38 protein-coding genes and 1 pseudogene are annotated in these 22,971 nt (G+C 38.6%); 2 read left to right on the forward strand and 37 right to left on the reverse strand.

Annotated elements, in window-relative coordinates:
- Positions 1–346: 346 nt before the first annotated feature.
- The 30 genes and pseudogenes from rplQ to rpsJ form a co-directional block, all read right to left on the reverse strand.
- Positions 347–727, reverse strand: coding sequence for a 50S ribosomal protein L17 (rplQ, locus tag HNQ37_RS06680; protein WP_183540558.1), 381 nt, complete (start codon positions 725–727; stop codon positions 347–349).
- 14 nt (positions 728–741) lie between these two features.
- Positions 742–1,674, reverse strand: coding sequence for a DNA-directed RNA polymerase subunit alpha (locus HNQ37_RS06685; RefSeq protein WP_183540560.1), 933 nt, complete (start codon positions 1,672–1,674; stop codon positions 742–744).
- A gap of 49 nt (positions 1,675–1,723) precedes the next feature.
- Positions 1,724–2,107: a 30S ribosomal protein S11 gene (rpsK, locus tag HNQ37_RS06690; RefSeq protein WP_183540563.1), complete on the reverse strand. Its 384-nt coding sequence runs from the start codon at positions 2,105–2,107 to the stop codon at positions 1,724–1,726.
- A gap of 19 nt (positions 2,108–2,126) precedes the next feature.
- Complete coding sequence (gene rpsM / locus HNQ37_RS06695; RefSeq protein ID WP_183540565.1) at positions 2,127–2,492, reverse strand: 30S ribosomal protein S13; 366 nt, start codon at positions 2,490–2,492, stop codon at positions 2,127–2,129.
- 20 nt (positions 2,493–2,512) lie between these two features.
- Positions 2,513–2,629: a 50S ribosomal protein L36 gene (gene rpmJ / locus HNQ37_RS06700; RefSeq protein ID WP_183540567.1), complete on the reverse strand. Its 117-nt coding sequence runs from the start codon at positions 2,627–2,629 to the stop codon at positions 2,513–2,515.
- A 28-nt stretch (positions 2,630–2,657) separates the two neighbouring features.
- Positions 2,658–2,879, reverse strand: coding sequence for a translation initiation factor IF-1 (gene infA / locus HNQ37_RS06705; RefSeq protein ID WP_183540631.1), 222 nt, complete (start codon positions 2,877–2,879; stop codon positions 2,658–2,660).
- 247 nt (positions 2,880–3,126) lie between these two features.
- Entirely contained in the window at positions 3,127–3,780 is a 654-nt protein-coding gene (locus HNQ37_RS06710) for an adenylate kinase (RefSeq protein ID WP_183540569.1), read from the reverse strand.
- Positions 3,781–3,887: 107 nt separating this feature from the next.
- Positions 3,888–5,201, reverse strand: a complete 1,314-nt coding sequence (gene secY, locus HNQ37_RS06715; RefSeq protein WP_183540571.1) for a preprotein translocase subunit SecY — start codon at positions 5,199–5,201, stop codon at positions 3,888–3,890.
- Between the two features lie 134 nt (positions 5,202–5,335).
- The gene (gene rplO / locus HNQ37_RS06720) at positions 5,336–5,791 is read right to left on the reverse strand and encodes a 50S ribosomal protein L15 (protein ID WP_183540572.1); all 456 of its coding nucleotides are present in this window, start codon (positions 5,789–5,791) and stop codon (positions 5,336–5,338) included.
- A gap of 84 nt (positions 5,792–5,875) precedes the next feature.
- The gene (locus tag HNQ37_RS08580) at positions 5,876–5,959 is read right to left on the reverse strand and encodes a HeH/LEM domain-containing protein (RefSeq protein ID WP_331035802.1); all 84 of its coding nucleotides are present in this window, start codon (positions 5,957–5,959) and stop codon (positions 5,876–5,878) included.
- Between the two features lie 93 nt (positions 5,960–6,052).
- A pseudogene (gene rpmD / locus HNQ37_RS06730) lies at positions 6,053–6,229 on the reverse strand (50S ribosomal protein L30); the annotation flags it as partial.
- 18 nt (positions 6,230–6,247) lie between these two features.
- Positions 6,248–6,757: a 30S ribosomal protein S5 gene (gene rpsE, locus HNQ37_RS06735; protein WP_183540574.1), complete on the reverse strand. Its 510-nt coding sequence runs from the start codon at positions 6,755–6,757 to the stop codon at positions 6,248–6,250.
- 19 nt (positions 6,758–6,776) lie between these two features.
- Positions 6,777–7,124: a 50S ribosomal protein L18 gene (rplR, locus tag HNQ37_RS06740; protein ID WP_183540576.1), complete on the reverse strand. Its 348-nt coding sequence runs from the start codon at positions 7,122–7,124 to the stop codon at positions 6,777–6,779.
- 202 nt (positions 7,125–7,326) lie between these two features.
- A complete protein-coding gene (gene rplF, locus HNQ37_RS06745; RefSeq protein WP_183540578.1) occupies positions 7,327–7,863 on the reverse strand; it encodes a 50S ribosomal protein L6 in 537 nt (178 codons plus the stop codon).
- 73 nt (positions 7,864–7,936) lie between these two features.
- Positions 7,937–8,335, reverse strand: a complete 399-nt coding sequence (gene rpsH / locus HNQ37_RS06750) for a 30S ribosomal protein S8 (protein ID WP_183540580.1) — start codon at positions 8,333–8,335, stop codon at positions 7,937–7,939.
- Between the two features lie 540 nt (positions 8,336–8,875).
- On the reverse strand, positions 8,876–9,061 hold the full coding sequence (locus HNQ37_RS06755; protein ID WP_183540583.1) for a type Z 30S ribosomal protein S14: 186 nt from the start codon (positions 9,059–9,061) through the stop codon (positions 8,876–8,878).
- Positions 9,062–9,072: 11 nt separating this feature from the next.
- Positions 9,073–9,615: a 50S ribosomal protein L5 gene (rplE, locus tag HNQ37_RS06760; protein WP_183540585.1), complete on the reverse strand. Its 543-nt coding sequence runs from the start codon at positions 9,613–9,615 to the stop codon at positions 9,073–9,075.
- An 18-nt stretch (positions 9,616–9,633) separates the two neighbouring features.
- Positions 9,634–9,939 (reverse strand): 50S ribosomal protein L24, encoded by a 306-nt coding sequence (gene rplX / locus HNQ37_RS06765; RefSeq protein ID WP_183540587.1) that lies wholly within the window; start codon positions 9,937–9,939, stop codon positions 9,634–9,636.
- Between the two features lie 70 nt (positions 9,940–10,009).
- Complete coding sequence (gene rplN, locus HNQ37_RS06770; protein ID WP_183540589.1) at positions 10,010–10,378, reverse strand: 50S ribosomal protein L14; 369 nt, start codon at positions 10,376–10,378, stop codon at positions 10,010–10,012.
- Positions 10,379–10,398: 20 nt separating this feature from the next.
- The gene (gene rpsQ / locus HNQ37_RS06775; RefSeq protein WP_183540591.1) at positions 10,399–10,659 is read right to left on the reverse strand and encodes a 30S ribosomal protein S17; all 261 of its coding nucleotides are present in this window, start codon (positions 10,657–10,659) and stop codon (positions 10,399–10,401) included.
- A gap of 20 nt (positions 10,660–10,679) precedes the next feature.
- Positions 10,680–10,889 carry a 50S ribosomal protein L29 gene (rpmC, locus tag HNQ37_RS06780; protein ID WP_183540593.1) on the reverse strand — a complete coding sequence of 70 codons (210 nt, stop codon included), beginning with the start codon at positions 10,887–10,889 and terminating at the stop codon, positions 10,680–10,682.
- 1 nt (position 10,890) lies between these two features.
- Positions 10,891–11,301, reverse strand: coding sequence for a 50S ribosomal protein L16 (gene rplP, locus HNQ37_RS06785; protein ID WP_183540595.1), 411 nt, complete (start codon positions 11,299–11,301; stop codon positions 10,891–10,893).
- Positions 11,302–11,303: 2 nt separating this feature from the next.
- Positions 11,304–11,963: a 30S ribosomal protein S3 gene (gene rpsC / locus HNQ37_RS06790; RefSeq protein ID WP_183540597.1), complete on the reverse strand. Its 660-nt coding sequence runs from the start codon at positions 11,961–11,963 to the stop codon at positions 11,304–11,306.
- 12 nt (positions 11,964–11,975) lie between these two features.
- A complete protein-coding gene (rplV, locus tag HNQ37_RS06795) occupies positions 11,976–12,323 on the reverse strand; it encodes a 50S ribosomal protein L22 (protein ID WP_183540599.1) in 348 nt (115 codons plus the stop codon).
- 15 nt (positions 12,324–12,338) lie between these two features.
- The gene (gene rpsS, locus HNQ37_RS06800; RefSeq protein ID WP_183540601.1) at positions 12,339–12,617 is read right to left on the reverse strand and encodes a 30S ribosomal protein S19; all 279 of its coding nucleotides are present in this window, start codon (positions 12,615–12,617) and stop codon (positions 12,339–12,341) included.
- 100 nt (positions 12,618–12,717) lie between these two features.
- Entirely contained in the window at positions 12,718–13,551 is an 834-nt protein-coding gene (rplB, locus tag HNQ37_RS06805; RefSeq protein WP_183540603.1) for a 50S ribosomal protein L2, read from the reverse strand.
- 14 nt (positions 13,552–13,565) lie between these two features.
- Positions 13,566–13,862 carry a 50S ribosomal protein L23 gene (locus HNQ37_RS06810; protein WP_183540605.1) on the reverse strand — a complete coding sequence of 99 codons (297 nt, stop codon included), beginning with the start codon at positions 13,860–13,862 and terminating at the stop codon, positions 13,566–13,568.
- A gap of 1 nt (position 13,863) precedes the next feature.
- Entirely contained in the window at positions 13,864–14,490 is a 627-nt protein-coding gene (gene rplD, locus HNQ37_RS06815) for a 50S ribosomal protein L4 (RefSeq protein ID WP_183540607.1), read from the reverse strand.
- 20 nt (positions 14,491–14,510) lie between these two features.
- Positions 14,511–15,134, reverse strand: a complete 624-nt coding sequence (gene rplC / locus HNQ37_RS06820) for a 50S ribosomal protein L3 (protein ID WP_183540610.1) — start codon at positions 15,132–15,134, stop codon at positions 14,511–14,513.
- Positions 15,135–15,246: 112 nt separating this feature from the next.
- The gene (gene rpsJ / locus HNQ37_RS06825) at positions 15,247–15,555 is read right to left on the reverse strand and encodes a 30S ribosomal protein S10 (RefSeq protein ID WP_183540612.1); all 309 of its coding nucleotides are present in this window, start codon (positions 15,553–15,555) and stop codon (positions 15,247–15,249) included.
- Positions 15,556–16,085: 530 nt separating this feature from the next.
- Here rpsJ and mscL point away from each other — a divergent pair.
- Positions 16,086–16,487 (forward strand): large conductance mechanosensitive channel protein MscL, encoded by a 402-nt coding sequence (gene mscL, locus HNQ37_RS06830; protein WP_183540633.1) that lies wholly within the window; start codon positions 16,086–16,088, stop codon positions 16,485–16,487.
- Positions 16,488–16,501: 14 nt separating this feature from the next.
- On the opposite strand, the gene nusG is transcribed toward mscL, so the two are convergent.
- The 5 genes from nusG to HNQ37_RS06855 form a co-directional block, all read right to left on the reverse strand.
- A complete protein-coding gene (gene nusG, locus HNQ37_RS06835; protein ID WP_183540614.1) occupies positions 16,502–17,065 on the reverse strand; it encodes a transcription termination/antitermination protein NusG in 564 nt (187 codons plus the stop codon).
- A gap of 77 nt (positions 17,066–17,142) precedes the next feature.
- Positions 17,143–17,337, reverse strand: a complete 195-nt coding sequence (gene secE / locus HNQ37_RS06840) for a preprotein translocase subunit SecE (protein ID WP_183540616.1) — start codon at positions 17,335–17,337, stop codon at positions 17,143–17,145.
- A 1-nt stretch (position 17,338) separates the two neighbouring features.
- Positions 17,339–17,488 carry a 50S ribosomal protein L33 gene (rpmG, locus tag HNQ37_RS06845; protein ID WP_183540619.1) on the reverse strand — a complete coding sequence of 50 codons (150 nt, stop codon included), beginning with the start codon at positions 17,486–17,488 and terminating at the stop codon, positions 17,339–17,341.
- Positions 17,489–17,598: 110 nt separating this feature from the next.
- On the reverse strand, positions 17,599–18,342 hold the full coding sequence (locus HNQ37_RS06850) for an aggregation-promoting factor C-terminal-like domain-containing protein (protein ID WP_183540621.1): 744 nt from the start codon (positions 18,340–18,342) through the stop codon (positions 17,599–17,601).
- Positions 18,343–18,363: 21 nt separating this feature from the next.
- Positions 18,364–20,490, reverse strand: a complete 2,127-nt coding sequence (locus HNQ37_RS06855) for a PBP1A family penicillin-binding protein (RefSeq protein ID WP_183540623.1) — start codon at positions 20,488–20,490, stop codon at positions 18,364–18,366.
- A gap of 45 nt (positions 20,491–20,535) precedes the next feature.
- Between HNQ37_RS06855 and HNQ37_RS06860 the strand changes: the two genes are divergently transcribed.
- A complete protein-coding gene (locus tag HNQ37_RS06860) occupies positions 20,536–21,405 on the forward strand; it encodes an RluA family pseudouridine synthase (RefSeq protein WP_183540625.1) in 870 nt (289 codons plus the stop codon).
- Here HNQ37_RS06860 and HNQ37_RS06865 read toward each other — a convergent pair.
- Both HNQ37_RS06865 and HNQ37_RS06870 read right to left on the reverse strand, forming a co-directional pair.
- Complete coding sequence (locus tag HNQ37_RS06865; protein ID WP_183540627.1) at positions 21,376–22,137, reverse strand: ZIP family metal transporter; 762 nt, start codon at positions 22,135–22,137, stop codon at positions 21,376–21,378. The genes HNQ37_RS06860 and HNQ37_RS06865 overlap by 30 nt on opposite strands.
- On the reverse strand, positions 22,134–22,559 hold the full coding sequence (locus HNQ37_RS06870) for a MarR family transcriptional regulator (protein WP_183540629.1): 426 nt from the start codon (positions 22,557–22,559) through the stop codon (positions 22,134–22,136). The genes HNQ37_RS06865 and HNQ37_RS06870 overlap by 4 nt, the downstream gene beginning before the upstream one ends.
- Positions 22,560–22,971 lie beyond the last annotated feature (412 nt).

Consider the following 22,971-nt stretch of genomic DNA (forward strand, 5'->3'; position numbering starts at 1 on the left):
TAACCTGCTTGTCAAGAATTTAACTTCACTCGTTTGAGCTTCCGTTGCCCTCGTTCGCTTCCTTCAGAGTCAACTTGTATATCTTATCAATTCTTACCTCCCTTGTCAACTATTCTCGCACGTTTTTGAGTGTTTCTTTCAAATTAGACTATTTTGTCTAAAAAATTTTATAAAATAAAAAAATCTTATTCAGATCTTTTAATAATATTAATTGAGTGATCCTCCGAGGAACAGAATTGTTCCTCGGAATCACGAGCTAGACTAAGCAACGCTACTCAGAAAATAAAATTTTCCAACTCAAACGCACCGCCAACATCATTACACTCAAATAACTTTAATATGAACCTTATACGAGTTCGATGATAGCCATTGGGGCTGCATCGCCACGACGTGGTTCTACCTTAAGAATACGTGTGTATCCACCATTACGACCTTCATAACGCTTAGCGATATCGTTAAACAATTTTTGAGTAGCAGTTGGGAATACTTCTCTCTCTTCGTCAAAATTGTTGATAGCAACTTCTTTACGTACATATGTTTCTGCAGCACGACGTGAAGCTAAATCACCTTTTTTGCCAAGAGTAACCATTTTCTCAAATGTACGGCGTACTTCTTTAGCACGTGCTTCAGTTGTAACGATAGTTTCGTTGATGATGAGATCTGTTGTCAAATCACGAAGCATAGCTTTACGTTGTGAAGATGTACGACCAAGTTTACGGTTTGCCATGTTTTCCTCCTGTTTTATTTACGGATTTCTATTCCAAGACTCTTAAGCTTTTCTACCACTTCTTCAAATGATTTCTTACCTAAGTTCTTAATTTTCTGGATTTCTGTGATGTTCATATCAGAAAGATCTGAAATAACATTAATGCCAGCACGCTTCAAACTATTATAAGCACGGACTGAAAAATCAAGTTCTTCAATCGTCTTATCCATAACGCGTTCTGAAGCCACTTCTTGAGAAACAGTCAAATTACTTGTTGAGGCTGCATCTTCAGACAAATTCACAAAAAGTCCAAGATGATCAGTCAAAATCTTCGCAGCATGGCTCAATGCCTCTTGAGGTTGAATTGCACCATTTGTAGAGATTTCAAGCGTCAATTTGTCAAAGTTATCTTTATCACCAACACGAGCTGGTTCAACTTGATAATTCACTTTTGTAATAGGTGAAAAGAGCGAATCAACGGCGATTGTACCTACGGTCTGAACATCCGACTTATTAACATCAGCCAGTACGTATCCACGTCCTTTTTTCACTGTCATCACTGCATGGAACGTATGTCCTTTTGCAAGTGTAAACAGATAATGATCTTTATTGACAATCTCAACTTCGCTATCAGTTAGGATATCCCCAGCACGAACTTCAGCTGGACCTGTAATATCAAGCTCAATTTGTTTTTCTTCATCAGAAAATGATTTAATTGCGAGTCCTTTGATTGCAAGTACAATCTGAACTACGTCCTCACGAACACCTGCAACAGTCTGAAATTCATGTTGTACACCTTCAATAGCAATGCTTGTGACAGCAGCACCAGTCAAACTAGACAAAAGAACGCGACGAAGTGAATTACCCAAAGTTGTGCCATACCCACGTTGAAGTGGTTCAATAACGAACTTTGCAAATGTTGAACTGTCATCAATTTTAGTGATTTTTGGTGTTTCAAATTCGATCATGTGTTTTCCCCTTTTTATATAGTAGCGAGAGTTTCCAATTTACTATAGGTTATACACGACGACGTTTTGGAGGGCGTGCACCATTATGCGGAACTGGGGTTACATCGCTGATTGAAGTTACGTTCAGTCCAGCAGCTGCGAGTGCACGAATTGCAGATTCACGACCAGGTCCAGGGCCTTTAACTGCAACAGCAACTGTTTTCAAGCCTTGTTCTTGGGCAGCTTTAGCAGCAGCTTCTGATGCCATTTGAGCTGCAAATGGAGTAGATTTTTTTGAACCTTTGAATCCAAGAGCGCCAGCTGATGACCAGGCAAGTGCATTACCAACTGTATCTGTAATCATCACAATTGTGTTGTTGAAAGTTGAATGAATGTGAGCAACACCTGATTCAACGTTTTTCTTTACACGACGTTTACGAGTAGGTTTTGGCATTTTATCTCCTTTCTATAGATTATTTCTTCTTACCTGCAATAGCTTTAGCAGGTCCTTTGCGTGTGCGTGCGTTGTTCTTTGTGTTCTGTCCACGAACAGGAAGTCCACGACGGTGACGAAGTCCGCGATACGCTCCAATTTCCATCAAACGCTTGATATTAAGGTTGATTTCACGACGAAGATCACCTTCAAGTTTCAAGGCGTCAAGTTCACGACGGATTGCATCTTCTTGATCAGAAGTCAAGTCTTTAGTACGTACATCTTCTGAGATTTCAGCAGCTGCAAGCACTTTCTTAGCAGTTGTAGATCCAACACCAAATACATATGTTAATGAAATAACAATGCGTTTTTCGTTTGGAACATCAACTCCAGCAAAACGAGCCATTTAGTTCTCCTTTCTTGATTCTATCCCTGACGTTGTTTGTGTTTTGGATTCACAGGGCAGATTACCATAACACGTCCATTACGACGAATAACTTTACAGTCATCGCACATCGGCTTTACAGATGGTCTAACTTTCATTGTTTCCCTCCTTGCGATATTTGATGGGTCATTTGACGAAGCGGTATGTGATGCGTCCGCGTGTCAAATCATATGGGCTCATCTCCACTTGCACACGATCACCAGTTAGTATACGAATATAATTCTTCCGCATTTTTCCTGAAATCGTAGCCAAGATTTGATGGCCATTTTCTAATTGAACCGTGAACATCGCATTAGGCATCGTATCAACTACGCGGCCCTCGATTTCAATAACATCATCTTTTGCCAAAGATTGGCACCTCCTCAAATTTCCCGAAAGACGCTAAAAAAGCGCCTAAAAGTCGGACTTGAATATTTTAACACATCTTGTCAACATTAGCAATAGATGTGCTCGAAAGAATTACGAAACTTTTTTAATTTTTGCCTTTTAGCTTCAATGGGTTCTCTAGCGCTCCTATTCATCTGAATATATGCAACTAATATAGAGTTATTCTTTCTTCCGCCTTTACCCTCTTAAGAAGACATTGCATGCTTTTTTATAAATTATCAAGTACTGCTTTTACAGAAGATTTTATATCATCAATCCCACCCATACCATTGATATCTTTAACAAGACCAAGTTTACGATAGTGTTCAAGGATTGGAGTTGATAATTCTTCATTAATCTTAATACGCGTCTCCACAGTTTCAGGTTTGTCATCATCTCGTTGATAGAATTCATGACCACCACAAATATCACAAACCCCTTCTACTTTTGGCAACTTGTTAAGTTTGTGATATGTTGCACCACATGTACAACATATAAAGCGACCTGAAATACGATCAACTAAAATAGAAGGGTCAACTTCAATATTAATTACTGCGTCAAGATTTAAACCAAGCTCTGCAAACATCTCATCTGTTGCAATAGCTTGATCTATATTACGTGGGTAACCATCCATCAAGACCCCATTTTTTTTAATATCTTCTTTCGATAACCGTTCCATTACTACACCACGGGTTACATCATCAGGGACAAGCTCTCCTTTGTCAATAAACCCTTTAGCCAACTTACCCATTTCAGTCTCATTTTTAATTGCTTCACGGAACATATCACCAGTTGAAACGTGTTTTACACCATAATTTTGAACAATCATTTCAGCCTGAGTACCTTTTCCTGCTCCTGGTAAACCCATAATTAATAAATTCATTTGACTCTCCTTAAATAATAACTTCCCATTAATCAGTGGCCTGGGGGCCGCAACTTACTTATTATAGAAAAAAACCTCGCAAAGTGCAAGGCTTCTTGTTTCTTAAATTAATATTCATTAATTGGGTTATCCATAAAACCAACATACTTTTTCTTCAGCATATAACCTTCGAGTTGTTGAACTCCTTGAATAGCTGTCATGATAATGATTAGGAGTGATGTACCGCCAAGCGCAACTAGCTTTGGTAAGCCCCAAATACTCGTCGCCATAATAGGTACAATTGAAATGATACCAAGAAAAAGTGAACCAACAGTTGCAAGCCTAATTAAAAGCCCAGAAATATATTTCTCCGTTCCCTTACCCGGACGGATAGAAGGAATATAGGCTCCAGACTGAGTCAATTGCTCCGACATCTTTTCTGGATTGATTTGAACAAAGGAATAGAAGAACGTAAAGAGAACAATCAAAACCGCGTAGACAATCATACCCTTCCAATTGCTGTAGTCAAAGAATTCTTGGAGTGTGACAAGCCAAGGCGCGTCTACATTTGCTGCCTTTAAAAATTGAAGAATTGTTTGAGGAGCTGAGGATATTGTTGAAGCAAAGATTACAGGAATAACACCAGCTGGATTCACTCGCAGTGGTAAGTAGGAACTTGACGCTGCACCTTGAACCAACTTAGTATATTGTATTGGAATCTTACGTTCTGCTTGTTGCACCCAGGTAGAAACGAAAATAATCAATATTGCCGCAACGATCAAAACCCCAGTGTTAATCCATCCTTGTGTAATCTGATCTGGTCGAACATTTTCAAACCAAGCGACTCTCACTTCATCCACTGCTGATGGAATTGAGGAAACAATACCCGCAAAAATTATTAGCGAGACACCAGACCCCCAACCCTTATCATTAATCTGCTCCCCCATCCAGGTTACAATCATGGAACCAGTTGTGAGTAATATACCGATCATAATATAAGTTTGCCAAGTTGGATTTGTAACCACTTTGGCTTGAGCCAAAGCTTGGAAAGCAGCGGTGATACCTATAGATTGTCCAAAAGCCAGAGCCAAAGTAATGTAACGGGTCGTTTGATTTAGCTTTCTACGACCAATTTCACCCTGCTTAGACCACTCTACAAACTTAGGTAAAATATCCATTTGTAGTAATTGTACAACGATTGAAGCTGTAATATACGGGGACACACCCATCGCAAATAAAGAATAGGTTTGCAATGCATTACCCGATACCAAATTAAAAACTTGTAGGAAGGGGACGTTGATATTTTTTAGAGCCAGTGCATTGACCCCAGGAACGGTAATGTGAGCACCTAAACGAAAAACGAAAAGAATAAAAATCGTGAAAAAGACCCGGTTTCTTATCTCTTTGAGCTTAAAGCCATCGAATAAAAGTTTAAAGAACATGATTTTCCTTTTAATAAAAGTCAATTCATTGATTTATTTAAAAATCGTAGAAAACTGCTATTTATTATAGTAACAAATGCCCTGTCAAAAAGCAAGGTATGCAAAAAAGCGATTTATAAAATCGCTTTTTTTAATTAAATTTCAGTTGAAAGAATGGTAACAGAACCACCATTAGCCTCAATAGCAGCTTTAGCTGATGCCGAAACTTTTACTACAGATACTATAAGGTTCTTGACCTTAAGTTCACCATTACCAAGTACTTTAACACCATCTTTAACAGCTTTTATAATGTTCGCATTGAGTAATGTTTGTGCATTCACTTCCGCTCCATCAGCAAGTTTGTTTAAGCTATCAAGGTTAACAATTGCATATTCTTTGCGGTTAACATTCAAAAAACCACGTTTTGGCATACGACGGAACAATGGAGTTTGTCCACCCTCAAATCCAGGACGGATTGAACCACCTGAACGGGATTTTTGACCTTTTTGTCCTCGACCTGAAGTTTTACCATTACCAGATGAAGTACCACGACCTACGCGGTTACGATCTTTACGTGATCCTTCTGGAGCTTTTAATTCATGAAGTTTCATTTTACATTTTCCTTTCGTTGTCTGACTAACGCTTGAAATTTTAGAAAGGTGACCGTTCCAAGCTCGCCGACATTTTATAAAGCTTTATTCCTTAACTAGTGCAAGTAAGTCAGCTTTTTTTGCTGATGAATCATAACTAATGCCTTGTGCGTCAAGGTAATCTTTAATTTCAGCAACTTTATTTGCAGAAGTTGGTTTTACTGATACTTCAACTTTCTGGTTAACCGTCTTTTTAACAGCCTTTGATACTTCAGCAGCGACAACTTCAGTAACGGTTACTAAGTGAGAGATTGAGGCAGCCATAGCACGTACGGCGGCTGTATCTTCCTTAATAGTACTAGAACCCATTTTGCCAAGTCCAAGTGCAACAACAGTCTTGCGTTGAGCAGGGATACGGCTGATAGGAGATTTTGTCAATGTAATTTTAATTTGAGCCATTTTCTAATTTCTCCTTTCTTAGTCAAAATCAGCGACTGATTTGCCACGAAGCGCAGCAACATCTTCAACTTTTTTTAGTTGTTTCAAACCATCAACAGTTGCACGAACAACGTTGATTGGTGTGTTTGAACCAAGTGACTTTGAAGTGATGTCGGCAACACCCGCAAGTTCGATAACGGCACGAACTGCACCACCAGCGGCAACTCCGGCACCTTCGACAGCAGGTTTAAGCATGATCTTACCACCACCAAATACGCCAAGTACTTCATGAGGGATAGTTGTGCCAACCATTGGTACTTTGATCAAATTCTTCTTAGCTGATTCGATAGCCTTACGGATAGCTTCTGGAACTTCTTGCGCCTTACCAGTACCAAAACCAACACGACCTTTACGATCACCCACAACTACGAGAGCTGCGAAACGAAGACGACGTCCACCTTTAACAACTTTTGTTACACGGTTAATACCAACAACGCGTTCTTCAAATTCTTTAACTTCGTCGCGGTTATTTTTTCTATTTTCTGCCATTTTTGATTATCTCCTTCCCTTAGAATTTCAAGCCATTTTCGCGAGCCGACTCAGCAAGAGCCGCAACACGTCCATGGTAGAGATAACCACCGCGGTCGAAGACAACTTCTTCGATCTGGATAGCTTTAGCAGCCTCAGCAATCGCTACACCAACTTTAGTTGCTTGTTCTGTCTTAGAACCAGTTTCTTTCATGGATGAAGCAGAAGCGAGTGTCGTACCAGCTACGTCATCAATTAATTGAGCGTAGATGTTTGTGTTAGAACGGAACACGTTCAAACGTGGACGTTCAGCAGTACCAGAAATTTTCCCACGTACACGTGTGTGACGTTTCTGGCGATTTTTATTTTTGTTGATTTTGTTAATCACGAGTTTTCCTCTATTTAAATTATTTCGATAGTTTCTACCATCGATGTTCGTGTCAATAGACACGTTGGAGCTTTAGGTTCCCCTAAAATTTGGCAAGTTAACTGAGAAATCAACTCACCAACCAAGCAGGAAATTGCATTTCCTGCTTGGTAAATAACTTCTCAATCTCACTTCTAAATGAATGAAAAACAGAAAAAAGAAATTATTTACCAGTTTTACCCTCTTTACGACGTACGAACTCACCAACATAACGAATACCTTTACCTTTATAAGGTTCGGGTGAACGGCGACTACGAACGTTTGCTGCAACTTGACCAACTGCTTCTTTGCTTGAACCCGAAACTGTAATATGAGTTGGATCCGTAACTTCAAGCTTTATACCTTCTGGAGCTTCAACTTCATCTTGGTGAGATTTTCCAACATTAAGTACAAGTGTTGTACCTGACATTTGAGCACGATATCCAACCCCAATCATTTCAAGTTTCTTTTCAAAACCTTCTGATACACCTAAAACCATATTTTGGAAGAGGGCACGGGTTGTCCCATGAAGAGCTTTGCTTTGTTTTGAATCATCAGGACGAGTAAAAGTAGCTTCTGCACCTTCAATGTTAAGCTTAATTTGCTCGACAAAAGTGCGAGTCAATTCGCCTTTAGGTCCCTTTACAGTTACAACATTGCCATCTTGCTTAACTTCTACACCAGCAGGAATGACAACGAGTTTGTTACCAATACGTGACATTTTTTCTCCTTAAATTTTCTGAGTGAGCCCAGTTTTCAGGAATTAGATTCCTATAATTTTATTTAATAATTAATTACCAAATATATGCTAACACTTCACCGCCAACATTCTTAGAACGTGCTGCTTTATCAGTTAAAACACCTTCAGAAGTTGAGATAATCGCTGTTCCAAGTCCGTTAAGTACTTTAGGAACATCAGTAGATTTAGCGTAAACACGTAAACCTGGTTTAGAGATACGCTTCAAATTAGTGATAACTTTTTCGCCATTCTTACCATACTTAAGGAATACACGAATCATGCCTTGTTTGCTGTCTTCAACATACTCAACATCTTTCACATAGCCTTCAGCTTTGAGGATTTCCGCGATTTCGCGTTTGATTTTTGATGCAGGTGCCTCAACAACGTCGAATTTACGCATGTTAGCGTTACGAATACGTGTCAAGAAATCTGCAATTGGATCTGTCATAACCATTCTATGGTTCTCCTTCTTTATTTGTAGTTCAACCGAGGCCTACCTGTCTGGGTTGAGACAGCTGGTTCCATGAGTTGCTTGCAAATTAATATATCCATCTTTGTGCAAAAAATACACAATGATCGAACTTAAGTATTATAGCAGAAGCTTTCATCAGTGTCAAGATATAGATCCGGGTGTATCGGGTTTTTGAGCCTTATTATTTTTAAATAGTCATTGAGGCAAAAAGTTTCTCCAAAAGTAGAATAAGTAGAATTTTTTCCTTAGCAATTGAATTATATTCTTTAATAACCTCCAATGCTTCATTTAAAATTTATCTATTCTTCAAAATCAATTTACAATTGTATCGTCGAAGCGTAAATTTCTGCTTTATTAATAGACTGGTGCAGAAACTTGGAATATTTTTTGACACACGTGTTATTTATCATTTAAATAAAGGCTCTTCCGATCAAATTATAGATGCTTCTGGACAATTCCCATTAATTTTAACAAATAAAAAGTCATCCAAAGACGACTTTTTTTTCGCTTCTTAGCAACAAATTACCAAGATGCTTTCATTACGCCTGGCAATTGACCCTTGTAAGCCAAGTCGCGAAGGCAGATGCGGCAAAGTTTGAATTTGCGATAAACTGAGTGTGGACGTCCGCAACGTTCGCAACGTGTATATTCTTGCGTTGAGAATTTTGCAGGACGATGGTTCTTGTTAACCATTGACGTTTTAGCCATTTATATTCTCCTTATTTTGCGAACGGCATGCCCATTTGAGCAAGCAACTCGTGTGACTCTTCGTCAGATTTAGCTGTTGTTACAATAACAACATCCATTCCGCGAACTTTATCAACATTATCGAAATTGATTTCTGGGAAGATCAATTGTTCTTTAACACCAAGTGTATAGTTTCCTCGACCATCAAAGGCCTTATTAGAAACACCACGGAAGTCACGGACACGTGGAAGTGAAACTCCCATCAATTTGTCCAAGAAATCATACATGCGTTCACCACGAAGAGTGACCTTTGCGCCGATTGCTTGTCCTTCACGAAGACGGAAAGCTGCTATTGATTTTTTAGCCTTAGTGATCAATGGTTTTTGCCCTGAGATAAGGGCTAATTCCTCAACAGCTTTGTCAAGGTTCTTGCTGTTTGAAACAGCATCACCAACCCCCATATTCAAGACTATTTTGTCTACTTTAGGAACAGCCATAATAGTTGTGTACCCAAACTTTTCAGTAAGGGCAGGCACGACTTCATTGTCATATTTTGCTTTTAAACGATTTGTCATTTTTCTTTACCCTTTCTGTTAGTCTAGGACTTCGCCCGATTTTTTGTTGTAACGAACTTTCTTGCCATCAACTTCTTTATAGCCAACACGTCCAGCAACACCGTTCTTATCAAGAACCTGTACGTTTGAAACGTGTATTGGCATTGCGATTTCAACAATCGCTCCCGACGGATTAACGGCATTTGGTTTTTGGTGTTTTTTAGCAATTGCAACACCTTCAACAACAACTTTATTTACTTTTGGTAAAGCTTTTGCGACTTTACCAGTTACACCGCGGTCTTTACCTGCGATGACTTTAACTGTATCACCAGTTTTTACAAACATTTCTGTTTCCCTTTCTTACGCCCAAACGGGCACCCAGCCAGTAGCTGGGGACTATAAGTTGATAATTTGATTAAAGAACTTCTGGCGCTAATGACACAATCTTCATGTAGCCGCCTTCACGGAGTTCACGAGCAACTGGGCCAAAGATACGTGTACCACGAGGTGTCTTGTCATCTTTGATAATAACTGCTGCGTTTTCATCAAACTTGATATAAGATCCATCAACACGCTTAGCACCTTTTTTAGTACGAACGATGACTGCTCTAACAACATCACTTTTCTTTACAGCTCCACCAGGAGCAGCTTGCTTAACAGATGCAACAACAACATCACCAATGCCAGCGAATTTATGCTTTGAACCACCCAATACACGGATGACAAGCAATTCTTTAGCACCAGAGTTGTCGGCAACTTTTAAACGACTTTCGTTTTGAATCATTGCTTTCTCCTCCTAGTAGATTATAATACTACAGCTTCTTCAACGATTTTGACAAGACGGAAATGTTTATCCTTTGAAAGAGGACGAGTTTCCATGATTTGGACGATATCGCCATCTTTCGCCTTATTTTCTTCGTCGTGAGCTTTATATTTTTTTGAGTAGTTAACACGTTTGCCATAGACAGGGTGGTTACGCTTTGTTTCTACTACGACAGTGATGGTTTTATCCATCTTGTCAGAAACCACGCGGCCTTGCAAAACTTTACGTTGATTACGTTCCATTTTAAGACTTTCCTCCCTTTTTATTTAGCTTGTTCTGAAAGAACAGTTTTTACGCGAGCAATTGATTTTTTGACTTCGTTAACACGAACTGTGTTTTCAAGCTTGCCTGCAGCAGCTTGGAAACGAAGGTCAAATAATTCTTTTCTCAATTCAGTTTCACGAGTAGCAAGAGCTTCACCAGACAAGGCACGAAGATCGCTCAATTGAGATTTAGTTTCTCTTAATTTCATGTTAAGCTCCCTTCCTTACAACTTTTGTCTTAACTGGCAACTTGTGTGATGCCAACCGGAGTGCTTCACGAGCCACTTCTTCGGATACGCCACCAATTTCAAACAGGACTTTACCACGTTTAACTGGAGAAACCCAACCAGCAGGAGCACCTTTACCAGAACCTTGACGCACACCAATACCCTTTGTAGTATATGATTTGTGCGGGAAGATTTTAATCCATACTTGACCGTTACGTTTCATATAACGAGTCATAGCAATACGGGCAGCTTCGATTTGACGGTTAGTAATCCAAGAAGAAGTTTGAGCTTGAAGTCCAAATTCGCCAAATGTAACTTCTTTTCCACCTTTAGCTTCTCCGCGCATTTTTCCACGGAATTCACGGCGGTGTTTTACACGTTTTGGTACGAGCATTCTTATTCTCCCTTCCCTTGTGATTTAGCACCTTTAGTAGGAAGTATTTCACCACGGTATACCCAAACTTTAACGCCTAGCTTACCATAAGTTGTAAGAGCTTCTTCCCATGCATAGTCAATATCCGCACGAAGTGTGTGGAGCGGAACTGTACCTTCTGAATAACCCTCAGAGCGGGCAATATCAGCACCATTCAAACGTCCAGAAACTTGAGTCTTGATACCTTTAGCTCCAGCGCGCATAGCACGTTGTATTGCTTGCTTTTGCGCACGACGGAAAGCTACACGTGCTTCCAATTGTTGTGCAATGCCTGCACCTATAAGATGTGCATCAAGATCAGGTTTTTTGATTTCAACAATATTGATATGTACTTGTTTACCAGTCAATTTATTAAGTTGTGCACGTACAGCATCAACGTTTGCACCAGATTTACCGATAACCATACCAGGTTTTGCAGTATGAAGAGTTACAATAACTTTGTTAATAGCACGTTCAATTTCAATAGTCGAGATTGCACCATCCGCCAACTTTTCAGCAATCAATTTGCGGATTGCCAAATCTTCGTGAAGGTAATCAGCGTATTCTTTTTCAGCATACCATTTGGCATCCCAATCACGGATGATACCAATACGCATACCTATTGGATGAATTTTTTGTCCCATGATTTCCCTTCCTTATTCTTTTTCTGCAACAACTACTGTGATATGAGTAGTGCGTTTATTAATTGGTGAAGCTGAACCTTTCGCACGTGGACGGAAACGTTTCATTGTTGGTCCTTCGTTTGCGAATGTTTCAGATACTACCAAGTTTGATTTTTCCAAACCAAAGTTATTTTCTGCATTAGCAATTGCTGAGTTAAGAACTTTTTCAATCTCGTGCGCTGCAGAAGTTGGTGTGAATTTAAGTGTTGCGATTGCATCAGAAACACGTTTTCCACGGATAAGATCAAGTACAAGACGAGTCTTACGGGGAGAAACGCGAACTGTGCGAGCAGTTGCTTTAGCTGAAGTAATTTCTGCCATTTCCTTATCTCCCTATTATCTCTTCGTCTTTTTGTCGTCACTTGAATGACCACGGAATGTACGAGTTGGTGCGAATTCACCAAGTTTATGGCCAACCATGTCTTCTTGAACATAAACTGGTACATGCTTGCGCCCATCGTATACTGCAATTGTCAAGCCGATGAAGCTTGGGAAAATTGTAGAACGACGTGACCAAGTTTTAATTACGGTTTTCTTTTCGTTGGCTAATTGAGCTTCAACTTTTTTCATCAAATGCTCATCAACGAAAGGGCCTTTTTTAAGACTACGTCCCATTATTGAGATACTCCTTTAATTTAGAACCACTGCCGCTACTAAGGCGAAGTTGGCGGATTTATTAAATTGTAGAAACTTCTTTTGAAAGAAACTTTTACTTTTATTTACCGTTAATACGTTTAACAATAAGTTTGTTTGAACGAGAATTCTTATCTCGAGTTTTGAGTCCTAGAGCTGGTTTGCCCCATGGAGTCATTGGTGACTTACGTCCAACTGGTTGCTTACCTTCACCACCACCATGTGGGTGATCATTAGGGTTCATTGCTGAGCCACGAACTGTTGGGCGGATACCCTTGTAACGATTACGTCCAGCTTTTCCCCAATTGATGAGCCCGTGTTGTTCATTACCAACTACACCGATTGTTGCACGGCAAGTTGACAATATGTAACGAGTTTCACCAGATTGAAGACGAACAAGTGTGTACTTACCTTCTTGACCAAGTACAGTTGCTGAAGCACCTGCTGAGCGAACCAGTTGCCCGCCATGTCCAGGATTCAATTCAATGTTATGGATTTGTGTACCAGAAGGTATGTTTGAAAGCGGCAATGCGTTACCAATTTTGATATCGGCATTTTCACCAGAAACAACTTGCATACCCACTTCAAGACCTTTAGGAGCCAAGATGTAAGCTTTAACACCATTTATGTATGTAATCAAAGCAATATTAGCTGTACGGTTTGGATCATATTCAATAGTTGAGACTTTAGCAAAAACATCATCAAGTTGGCGTTTGAAGTCAATCATACGGTATTTACGCTTAACTCCACCACCTTGGTGACGTACAGTGATCTTACCTTGATTGTTACGACCAGCTTTACTATTCAATGAAACGAGCAGACTCTTTTCAGGAGTGCTCGTTGTGATTTCAGCGAAATCACTTGATGTCATATTACGGCGACCATTTGAGGTTGGTTTGTAAAATTTAATACCCACGAGTTACTCCTTTCTTATTCTGCGTCTTCGCCAAAGACATCAATTGCCTTTGAATCAGCGCTCAATGTTACGATAGCCTTTTTGTACCCAGATTTAAAACCTGAGTAACGACCAACGCGTTTAGCTTTTTGTTTTACTGAAATTGTTTGAACTGAAACAACTTTAACACCAAAAACTGCTTCAACTGCTTGTTTGATCAAACCTTTTGAAGATTTTGGTGCTACTTCAAATGTGTATTTCTTTTGGTCCATTGCCATCATTGACTTTTCAGTGATGATCGGCTTGCGGATTATATCATATAAATTAGCCATCTTATGCAAGAACCTCCTCTACTTGAGATAGAGCCTTCTTTGTCGCAACAACTGTATAAGCTGATGACAAATCAAGAACTGAAGCAGTGTTTGCAGTTGTTACTTGAACGAATGGAAGATTACGAGCTGAGAGTTCAGCAAAATCATTTCCTTCATCTTCAAGAACAATCAAAACATTACGATCAAACTTGAGTGTGCTCATAAGCTTTGCAAATTGAGAAGTCTTTGGTGCGTCGAATGAGAATTCGTCGATAGCAACAAGTGCTGAATTAGCAACTTTATCAGACCAAGCCGACTTAAGTGCCAATTGACGAACCTTTTGTGGCAACTTATAAGCATAGCTACGTGGAGTTGGTCCGAAGACTGTACCACCACCACGGAATTGTGGTGCACGAGTTGAACCCTGACGTGCTCGACCTGTTCCTTTTTGACGGAAAGGTTTTCTACCACCGCCAGAAACTGCTGAGCGGTTTTTATGAGCGGCTGTGCCTTGGCGGAGTGAAGCGCGTTGGCTGATGATTACATCAAAGAGAACTTTTTCATTAACTTCAATGCCAAATACTGAATCATTCAATTCAACATCGCCTGCTGCAACACCATCTTGCTTAAATAATGATACTTTAGCCATTATTTTATCTATCTCCTTTCTTATTTACTTTTAACTGCTGATTTGATAATAATCAGAGATTTCTTTGATCCAGGAACATTACCTTTTACAAGAATAACATTTTTTTCTGGAATCACTCGAACAATCGGCAAATTCTGAACTGTGATACGTTGTCCACCCATACGGCCTGCAAGGCGTTTGCCTTTAGGTACACGGTTTGCAGCAACTGGGCCCATTGAACCTGGACGACGATGGTAGCGAGAGCCATGGGCCATTGGTCCACGAGATTGACCCCAACGCTTGATAGGCCCTTGGTAACCTTTACCTTTAGAAGTTCCTGTTACGTCAACAACATCTCCAACTTCGAAAGTATCAACTTTGATTTCTACGCCAACTTCTAAGCCTTCAAGTCCTTTAAATTCACGAACGAAGCGCTTAGGAGTCGTGCCAGCTTTAGCGACATGACCTTTTGCGGGTTTGTTGCTCAAAACTTCACGTTTGTCATCAAAGCCAACTTGAGTTGCTTCATATCCATCTGTTTCAACAGATTTAACTTGAAGCACTACATTTGGTGTAGCTTCGATAACAGTAACGGGGATTAATTCACCGTTCTCTGTGAAAATTTGAGTCATTCCCACTTTTTTCCCTAAGATTCCTTTTGACATTTTAGTGAAAATACCTTTCAAATTTTTTCTGTAAATTTGCGAACTGCTTAGCTTACAGAATTTAACTAAATACTTTTTTATGAGCCTTTATGCTCGCGTTGATCGATCTAACTTAAAGTTTGATTTCGATGTTAACACCACTTGGCAAGTCGAGTTTCATCAAAGAATCAACAGTCTTTTGAGTTGGTTCGATAATATCGATCAAGCGCTTGTGTGTACGCATTTCAAACTGCTCACGTGAGTCTTTATATTTGTGCGTTGCACGAATAACAGTGAAGACGGTACGATCTGTAGGAAGTGGAATTGGTCCGCTCACTTCAGCATTTGTACGTTTTGCAGTTTCAACGATCTTTTCTGCCGCTGTATCTAAGATACGATGCTCGTATGCCTTTAGGCGGATACGAATTTTCTTTGTTGCCATTTTTTCTCCTTCTCGTCTATATTGAATATAGGCTAGCTCCGCGTGAATACCGGCTCAACCATGGCTATAGGTTCGGGTGTGTCGCAACCTCACGCATCTTTGCTACATACTGAATTTTTTGCAGTACTGGGAAATAATAACAAAGTTATTTCTCTTTGTCAACTAGAAGACATAGCGGTGAAAGGAAATCACGAAATTTCTGATTTTTCGTCATAAGTGTCAGTTTAATGCCACAAGTTTTTATGGTCTTCTTTGATCCATTTCGCCTTATCTTCCCTTATTGCTTTGTTACCGTTTCAGATTCTATAAAATAATTGTTAGTTATTCAAATATTAATTATCATCACAAATGAGTTGAATCTTGCTCAAAAATATATTACATTTATTAAGTCTAATGGAATTAAAAATCTCAAAATTATTATGTGATTCATTATCTGTGGCAAAAAACATGAGATAATAACACTATGGTAATAAATTATCTAATAACCCAAAGTTTTTGGATACTTCTAATTGCAGGTATGACGAGCTGAAATAAATAGAAATGGAGCAAGTGATTTTTTAAATGAAAGAAATGTGCTGGACCTAGCTGTAGGCGTCATAATTGGTGGTGCAATTACTACAGTCATTAGATCAGTTGTTGACAATCTGTTTAACCCATTAATTGGTTTATTAGTTAGTGGGCAAGCCCTGCAAAGTTTGAATTTTAAAATTGCTTCCGCTACTTTTACTTATGGGAATTTTTTAAATGACATCTTAAACTTTTTAATTACTGCATTTATCGTATTTATGATCCTTAAATTCATCCGTAAAACCTTTAAAACAAAACCTAAAGAAGAAAAATTTGATGAAAGTCTTCAAACTCTTAAGGATATTCGCGATATTTTACACCGACAAGAACAAGATATACTCGAATTGAGAAAATCCAAGAATTAAATTCTTGGATTTTCTTATTCCTTAACTTCTTCAATCTCTTGAAGGCTCAGTTCAACTGGCGTCTTACGACCGAACATATCAACTTCTACTTTAATCTGATCACCATGAACTTCTGTGACAAATGTTTCAAGGCCAGCAAAAGCACCGTCAATAATTCGAATCTTCTTACCAACAAAAATTTCAAAGCCAATCTCTCTTGGCTCAGCGCCTTCTGCTCCCATACCGCGTAAAATTTCTTGGATCTCTTCTTCGAAAAGCGGTGTTGGTTTTGAACGGTTACCATGAGAACCAACAAAGCCAGTCACATTTGGGGTATTACGCACGACAAACCAAGCTTCGTCAGTCATATTCATTTCGACAAGTACATAACCTGGAAAGAGATTCTCTTCAACATCTTTCATTTTACCGTTCACTTCCTTGCGGACGATTTCCATAGGAATTTCTACACGAAGGATGTTATCAACCATATTATAAGTATCAGCACGTTCAAGAAGATCTTCTTTAACTTTTTTTTCGTAACCTGAATAAGTCTGTACTACAAACCAGCCTTGGTCCAAATTTATTGTTTGTTCATCCATTATTTCTCCTTTTATCTCATGGATTGCCTTTTCGTAAAAGAAAAAGGCTCTCGCCTGTTTCACATATTTTATCACATTTATTTAACATATGGAAGTAAAATAGCAATTAATCGATTAAAGCCACCCAAAATAGCCCAATCAAAGAGCATTATAAATGCCATAAAAAATATTGTATACTCTATCACCATCCAAAAGTCATGCCAAGATTGCTTGCGGTCAGGCCAAGCTGTCAATCTCATCTCATGACCGATACTTCTAATGAATTTAAACATCTTATCTCGTCTCCTTATGTAATGTATGCTTATTACAAGTACGACAAAATTTTTTTACTTCTAACCTCTGTTCTCGGCCATTGGCGCTCAAAGTCAATGAATAATTTCTAGATCCACAAACCGTGCAAGCTAAACTTCCTCTTTTTAACATTCTCTCATTCTAGCAGAATTTAAAAAGCTTTTCAAGTCACTCCCATTAAAAAACTAATAGCGCCGCTAAATAGCAAATCATTTCTCGCCTCCGACGTCTCTTCTTAACAGTCAATACCAGCCATGCGCCATCCAAAATGACCAAGCATTTGTCCAAGAACCATAACGACCTTGAACATAAGAATTTGCAGTCGCATCCTGATTGGCTGGGCTCACATCTCCATTTAGATATTTGATATCAAGCTGATAAGCACCATAATACTGGCCATTTCTAGCCTGATAATTTCCACTTGACTCACGAGAAACAATGTCCGCTCTTGCCTGTTCTTCACTAAGTCCTAAAGGTGCGACACTTGTCTTTGGAGTAAAGCTAGTTGGTGGAGTTGCTTTAGCTAGACTACTTTTGATTTCCTCACTTTGCTGGTCTAACTTTACTTGTGTTGTACTCAAAAGAGTTAAAGCTTGATCTTTCTTATCTTTCTCATCTTTTAACAACTTCAATTGTTTATTCATTGAAGCTGCCATGATATTTTCAGCCATAGCTTGTCCGATAAATTTGGACAGAGACGAAGATGAAAGCATCATTGTCAACATCCGATGAGTTGGATTTGTAATCTGGACTTGTCTAGCCAACTCACTTACTGCAATCTGGTTGCTCTCAATTTTTTGGTTGAGTTCATCTACTCTCGCTTGCGTTGCAAGAATTGTTGAACGATTTTCATTGATTCTAGCCGAAATAGTCTGTTGTTGACTCAAAACACTGGAAATTGAATCAGCTCCAAATTGCCCAAAACTAAAAAGCATGATCGGAAGAGTTAAAGAAAACATGGCAAATTTTTTCAAACTTGTTTTCATCTGAAACATTATACCATAACCCTATTTGAATAGATTTGTAAATTTATTCCATATATTTTTTACATCGTCGGTGAAAGTTTTCGAAGCTGAACTTGATGAACTTGTAGCTTGATTCCCACCAGTTCCCGATGTTCCCTCCTCAGAGTTCACAATCCCGTCTTGAAACTGCCTTAAATAAGTCCACGCAGGATAGATTGGCGGAATATTTGCGGTGACATATGGATTGTCAACTGTAAATTTTGTTCCTTTTGTATAAGGTAAGATGTAACTAGCCGAGGTGCGAAAAATGTACGAAGCTTGTATTTCTGATGTCCCATCCAAACGATGATCCACAGGCTGTGGGTTTGAAAAACCAAGCCATTCAGCCATTACAATATCTGGTGTGTAACCAACAACCCACTGATCAATATCCTCATTAGTTCCCGTCTTTCCAGCCAGAGTGTAATCTTTTGGCCCCGCCCAAGCACCGGTGCCATTTGAATAAGTCCCCAGCATCATTTGAGTCATTTTATTAGCTGAGTCTACATTAATTACCTGTATTTGGTTCACTTTAGCAGTTTTGATTGTTCTACCAGATGCATCTTCTATTTTAGTAATCAGATGGGCAGTTTCCATAAGGCCACCATTTGCAAAGACTTGATATGCCTGAGCAATTTGCCAAGGGTTAGTTTCTACACCCGCACCAAGCGAAGTTGGAAGAACATTATTTTCTGAGGTCAGATTCAACCCAAACTTTTTACCAAGAGCATTTCCTGTAGAAGGCCCTATTTCCTTGTAGGTATTAATTGCTGGAATATTATAAGAATTTGCCAATGCTTGATACATTGGCATGTCTCCATGGAAATTCCCATCAGCATTTTGGGGTGACCAATTTCCATCATAAGTCGTTGGCACATCATGTACCGTTTTGTCAATTGCCCAGCCAGCTTCAATGGCTGGCGCATAGACAATAAGTGGTTTAATAACAGAACCTGGACTTCTTTTTGCATTCATTGCAAAATTAAAGTCTGTTAAAGATGAATAGCCCGCTACTGGAGAGTTTCCCATAACTGCTAGTGCTTCCCCAGTTTTAGGATCTAGAGCTACAGTACCAGACTGAGCCATTACTCCATCATCAGCAACTGGGAACGCACTGGAGCTTGAATAGGACTCCTGTAGGCCAGATTGCATTGCTTGATTCATACCAGTATAGATTTTATAGCCAGAATTAAGAACATCACTTGAAGACAACCCATAAGTTTTTTCAGCCTCAGCAATGACAGCATTATCATAACTAGGGTATTTTGGATTTTTTTCTTGAGATGCATAATCATCTTTTACTTCTGAACCCAGATTTTCGGATTTAGCCTCCTCCGCAGTTGCCTGATTAATATATCCTGCAACAACCATATTACTTATTACAGTATCCCTACGATTTGTAGCGTTAGCTATGCTATAGATGGGGTTATAAATTGCAGGTCCTTTAAGCATTCCAACTAAGGTAGCAGCTTCCCCTAACGTTAGGTTAGCTGCATCCTTTGCGAAATATTTATGGCTAGCATCTTGGATTCCAATGACACCATTCCCGTAGCCATTAGAATTTAAATACATTGTTAAAATGTCATCTTTACTATATTTTTTTGTAATCTGAAGCGCTAGGAAAATTTCCCGCGCCTTACGGTCAATTGTTTGAGCTTGACTCAAATAAGAATTTTTTGCTAACTGTTGAGTAATAGTTGATCCACCACCAAAATGTCCCGCTGTAAGCATTGCAAGAATGGTACGTGTATAATTAACCCCATGATTGGTGTAGAAAGTTCGATCCTCAGTTGCCACAACCGCATTTTTTACATTATCTGGAATTTCATTATAGGTCAAGGTACTTCCTTTATCTCCCGATAGTTTATCTGCAACTTGCCCTTTGTTATCTATGATTTGAGTTTGTTGATAAAGTGATTGTTCCAAAATAGACACATTAGTAACCTTTGATAGAAAGTAAAGGTATCCAGTAACTAGAATTAAAAAAATTGTGATCGCAAGCAAGAGAACACGTGATAAATTATATTTTTTCCAAATTCGCTTTATCGGTTTCGGAATAAACTTATATTTATTTTTTGAGAGTTTGTTTTCAGCCTGAAGTTGACTCCTTCTAAAATTTCCGTTATCCATTAAGGATATTTTACTAAAAATAGACTTATGATACAATAAAAAGCGATGAATAGTATTGAAATTAAAGTCACTGAGCTTTTTAACGGGCTCACTGTTGAAGAATTGTTAAAAGCTTGGCTAATCCCAAAAGCTGAGCGCCATCTGATTCGTATGGAAAAACGCTTAAGTTTAAATGGAATAATTCCCAATTCACAGTCTTTGGTAAACAGTGACAACACAATTATCATAAATTTCAAAGAGAAAAGTAAATTTCTTCCTGAGGGAAACCCTGATCTTTGTCAAGTCTTATACGAGGATGAGAATCTTATAATAGTCAATAAACCAGATAATATGAAAACCCATGGTAATTTTGAAGGGGAAATTGCCCTTCAAAATCATGTTGCCTCATATTGCAAAAAAGCAGTTTATGTTGTACACCGGCTGGATTTTGAGACATCAGGAACAGTTTTATTTGCCAAGAATCAATTTGTACTTCCAATTTTAAGCAGCCTTCTCGAAAAGAGAAAGATACACCGTGAATATGAAGCCCTTGTGACTGGTCATTTCCCACAGAATCAATTTACAATCAACAAAAACATAGGGAAAGATCGTCATGATTCAAAAAAGAGAATTGTGAGTAAAACTGGTCAGACCGCCATAACACAGGTGGAAGTTTTAAAAAAATTTACTCAATTGTCTTTGGTGAAATGTAATTTAGAGACCGGGAGAACCCATCAAATTAGAGTTCATTTATCCAGCTTAGGTCATCCTATTTTGGGAGACAATTTGTATGGAGGACAACCTAATCGACGAATGATGCTCCATGCCAGAAGAATGATCATAACACTTCCCTTTTCTTTTAAAAAAATAGAAGTAATTTCAAATAGTCCTTCATTTGATCAAGCTTTATACCGTTCCAAAATAGTGATGGAGTAAACTCATCAATAAAGCAAATCCCAATGCACCTATAATTAGTAATAAAGATTGTGTGCCCATAAAACGCCGATCTTCGTGAACATGAATATCAGGAATGATGTCACTAACAGCAATGTAAATAAAGAAGCCTGCCGTTATTCCAATCAGCATATCAAGCGGAAGCTTTAATTCGTGACCAATCGCATAAATGATTATTGCCATCAGGGTTGTAAACAATGCAACCGAAATATTGATAAGCAATACCTTAACGCGGTCTAATCCCTTGTAAATCAGTAGTCCAAAATCTCCAACTGTGTGTGGAATTTCATGTAAAGCAATAGCCAAAGTAATTAAAAGACCTGTTTTAGAACTTGTCAAAAACCCAGCTGCAATTGATACTCCATCAATCGCTCGATGAATAAAATTACCAAAAATGATCAATGGAATTGTCGCATCATCATCTTGTTTGTTATCCCCTTCGGACCGATGATGATGAACCCAGTGAACAAAGCGTTCAAGCAAAAAGAAAATCAAAATTCCAAGTAAGGCACCAAAAAGTCCATTTTGATAGCTACCGGAATTAGCCGCATCTGGGAGAAGATCCGTAAAAGCTGCCCCCAGTAAAGCTCCTGCGGCAAAAGGTGTAGCATAACTGGAAAAACGCTCAACCCCCCGTTTCCAAAAAAGCATTGAAGCTCCAAAAGCAATCGCCACAACATCCCCAATAAGACTAGCGAAAATTAATGTAATCAAGATAACACGCTTTCTAATTCAACAATAAAGCGTTCAATAATCCCTTGCTCATCGGGATTAAACTTTTTAAGTAATGATTTATAGGCTAAAAGTGTTTTATCATGATGATCAGCATGCTCTTTAGCAGCTGGAATCCCCTTTTCTGTTAAAAAGAGTTCCATTACCCGCTCATCAGCTTGATGACGTTCAGAATGAATGAACCCTCTATCCTGAAGGACCTTTACTGCTTTACTCACTGCTGCAGCTGATATTCCCAGTTTTTCTGCTAAATGACTACTAGAAACATTAACGTTTTTAGAGAGTAACATTAATATATGCTCTTGTGTACTCGTCAAAGCATCTTCACTTTCACATTTACCAAGTAACATTTCGCGTTGACTTACTTTATTTACAAACTTATTAATTGTATTTTCTAATTTCATATTGCCAAACCTCATTCATCCAAAACCTTAACTGGTTAATTAACCAGTTAAGGTTAACAAATATTTTTTTTAATGTCAAGGATTTTGACTAAAATCTTAAAAGTTATGAAATTACATTAGTTGCTCGTAGTATTCAATCACCAAAAATATTTTCTATTTAAAAAATTCCAATATAGCTTTGATCTATCCATTCCACATTAAAATAAAAAATTCTTTATACCAGAATTCATTATCTCTCCTATAATTCTTACTTATCTTTTATTTTCATCTTTGATCATTTATGCAAAAAATTAAGTATAGTTTAAAAATTTATAGAATGGCAAATTGCAAATTTAATTTAGCCACCCCGATACATCTGAAATGGTGTCTGATACTTGAACATTTTTCTTGGATAATGATTCATCCAAGTCTC

The organism is Lactovum miscens, assembly GCF_014202895.1.
In the GTDB taxonomy this organism is placed as follows: Bacteria; Bacillota; Bacilli; order Lactobacillales; family Streptococcaceae; genus Lactovum; species Lactovum miscens.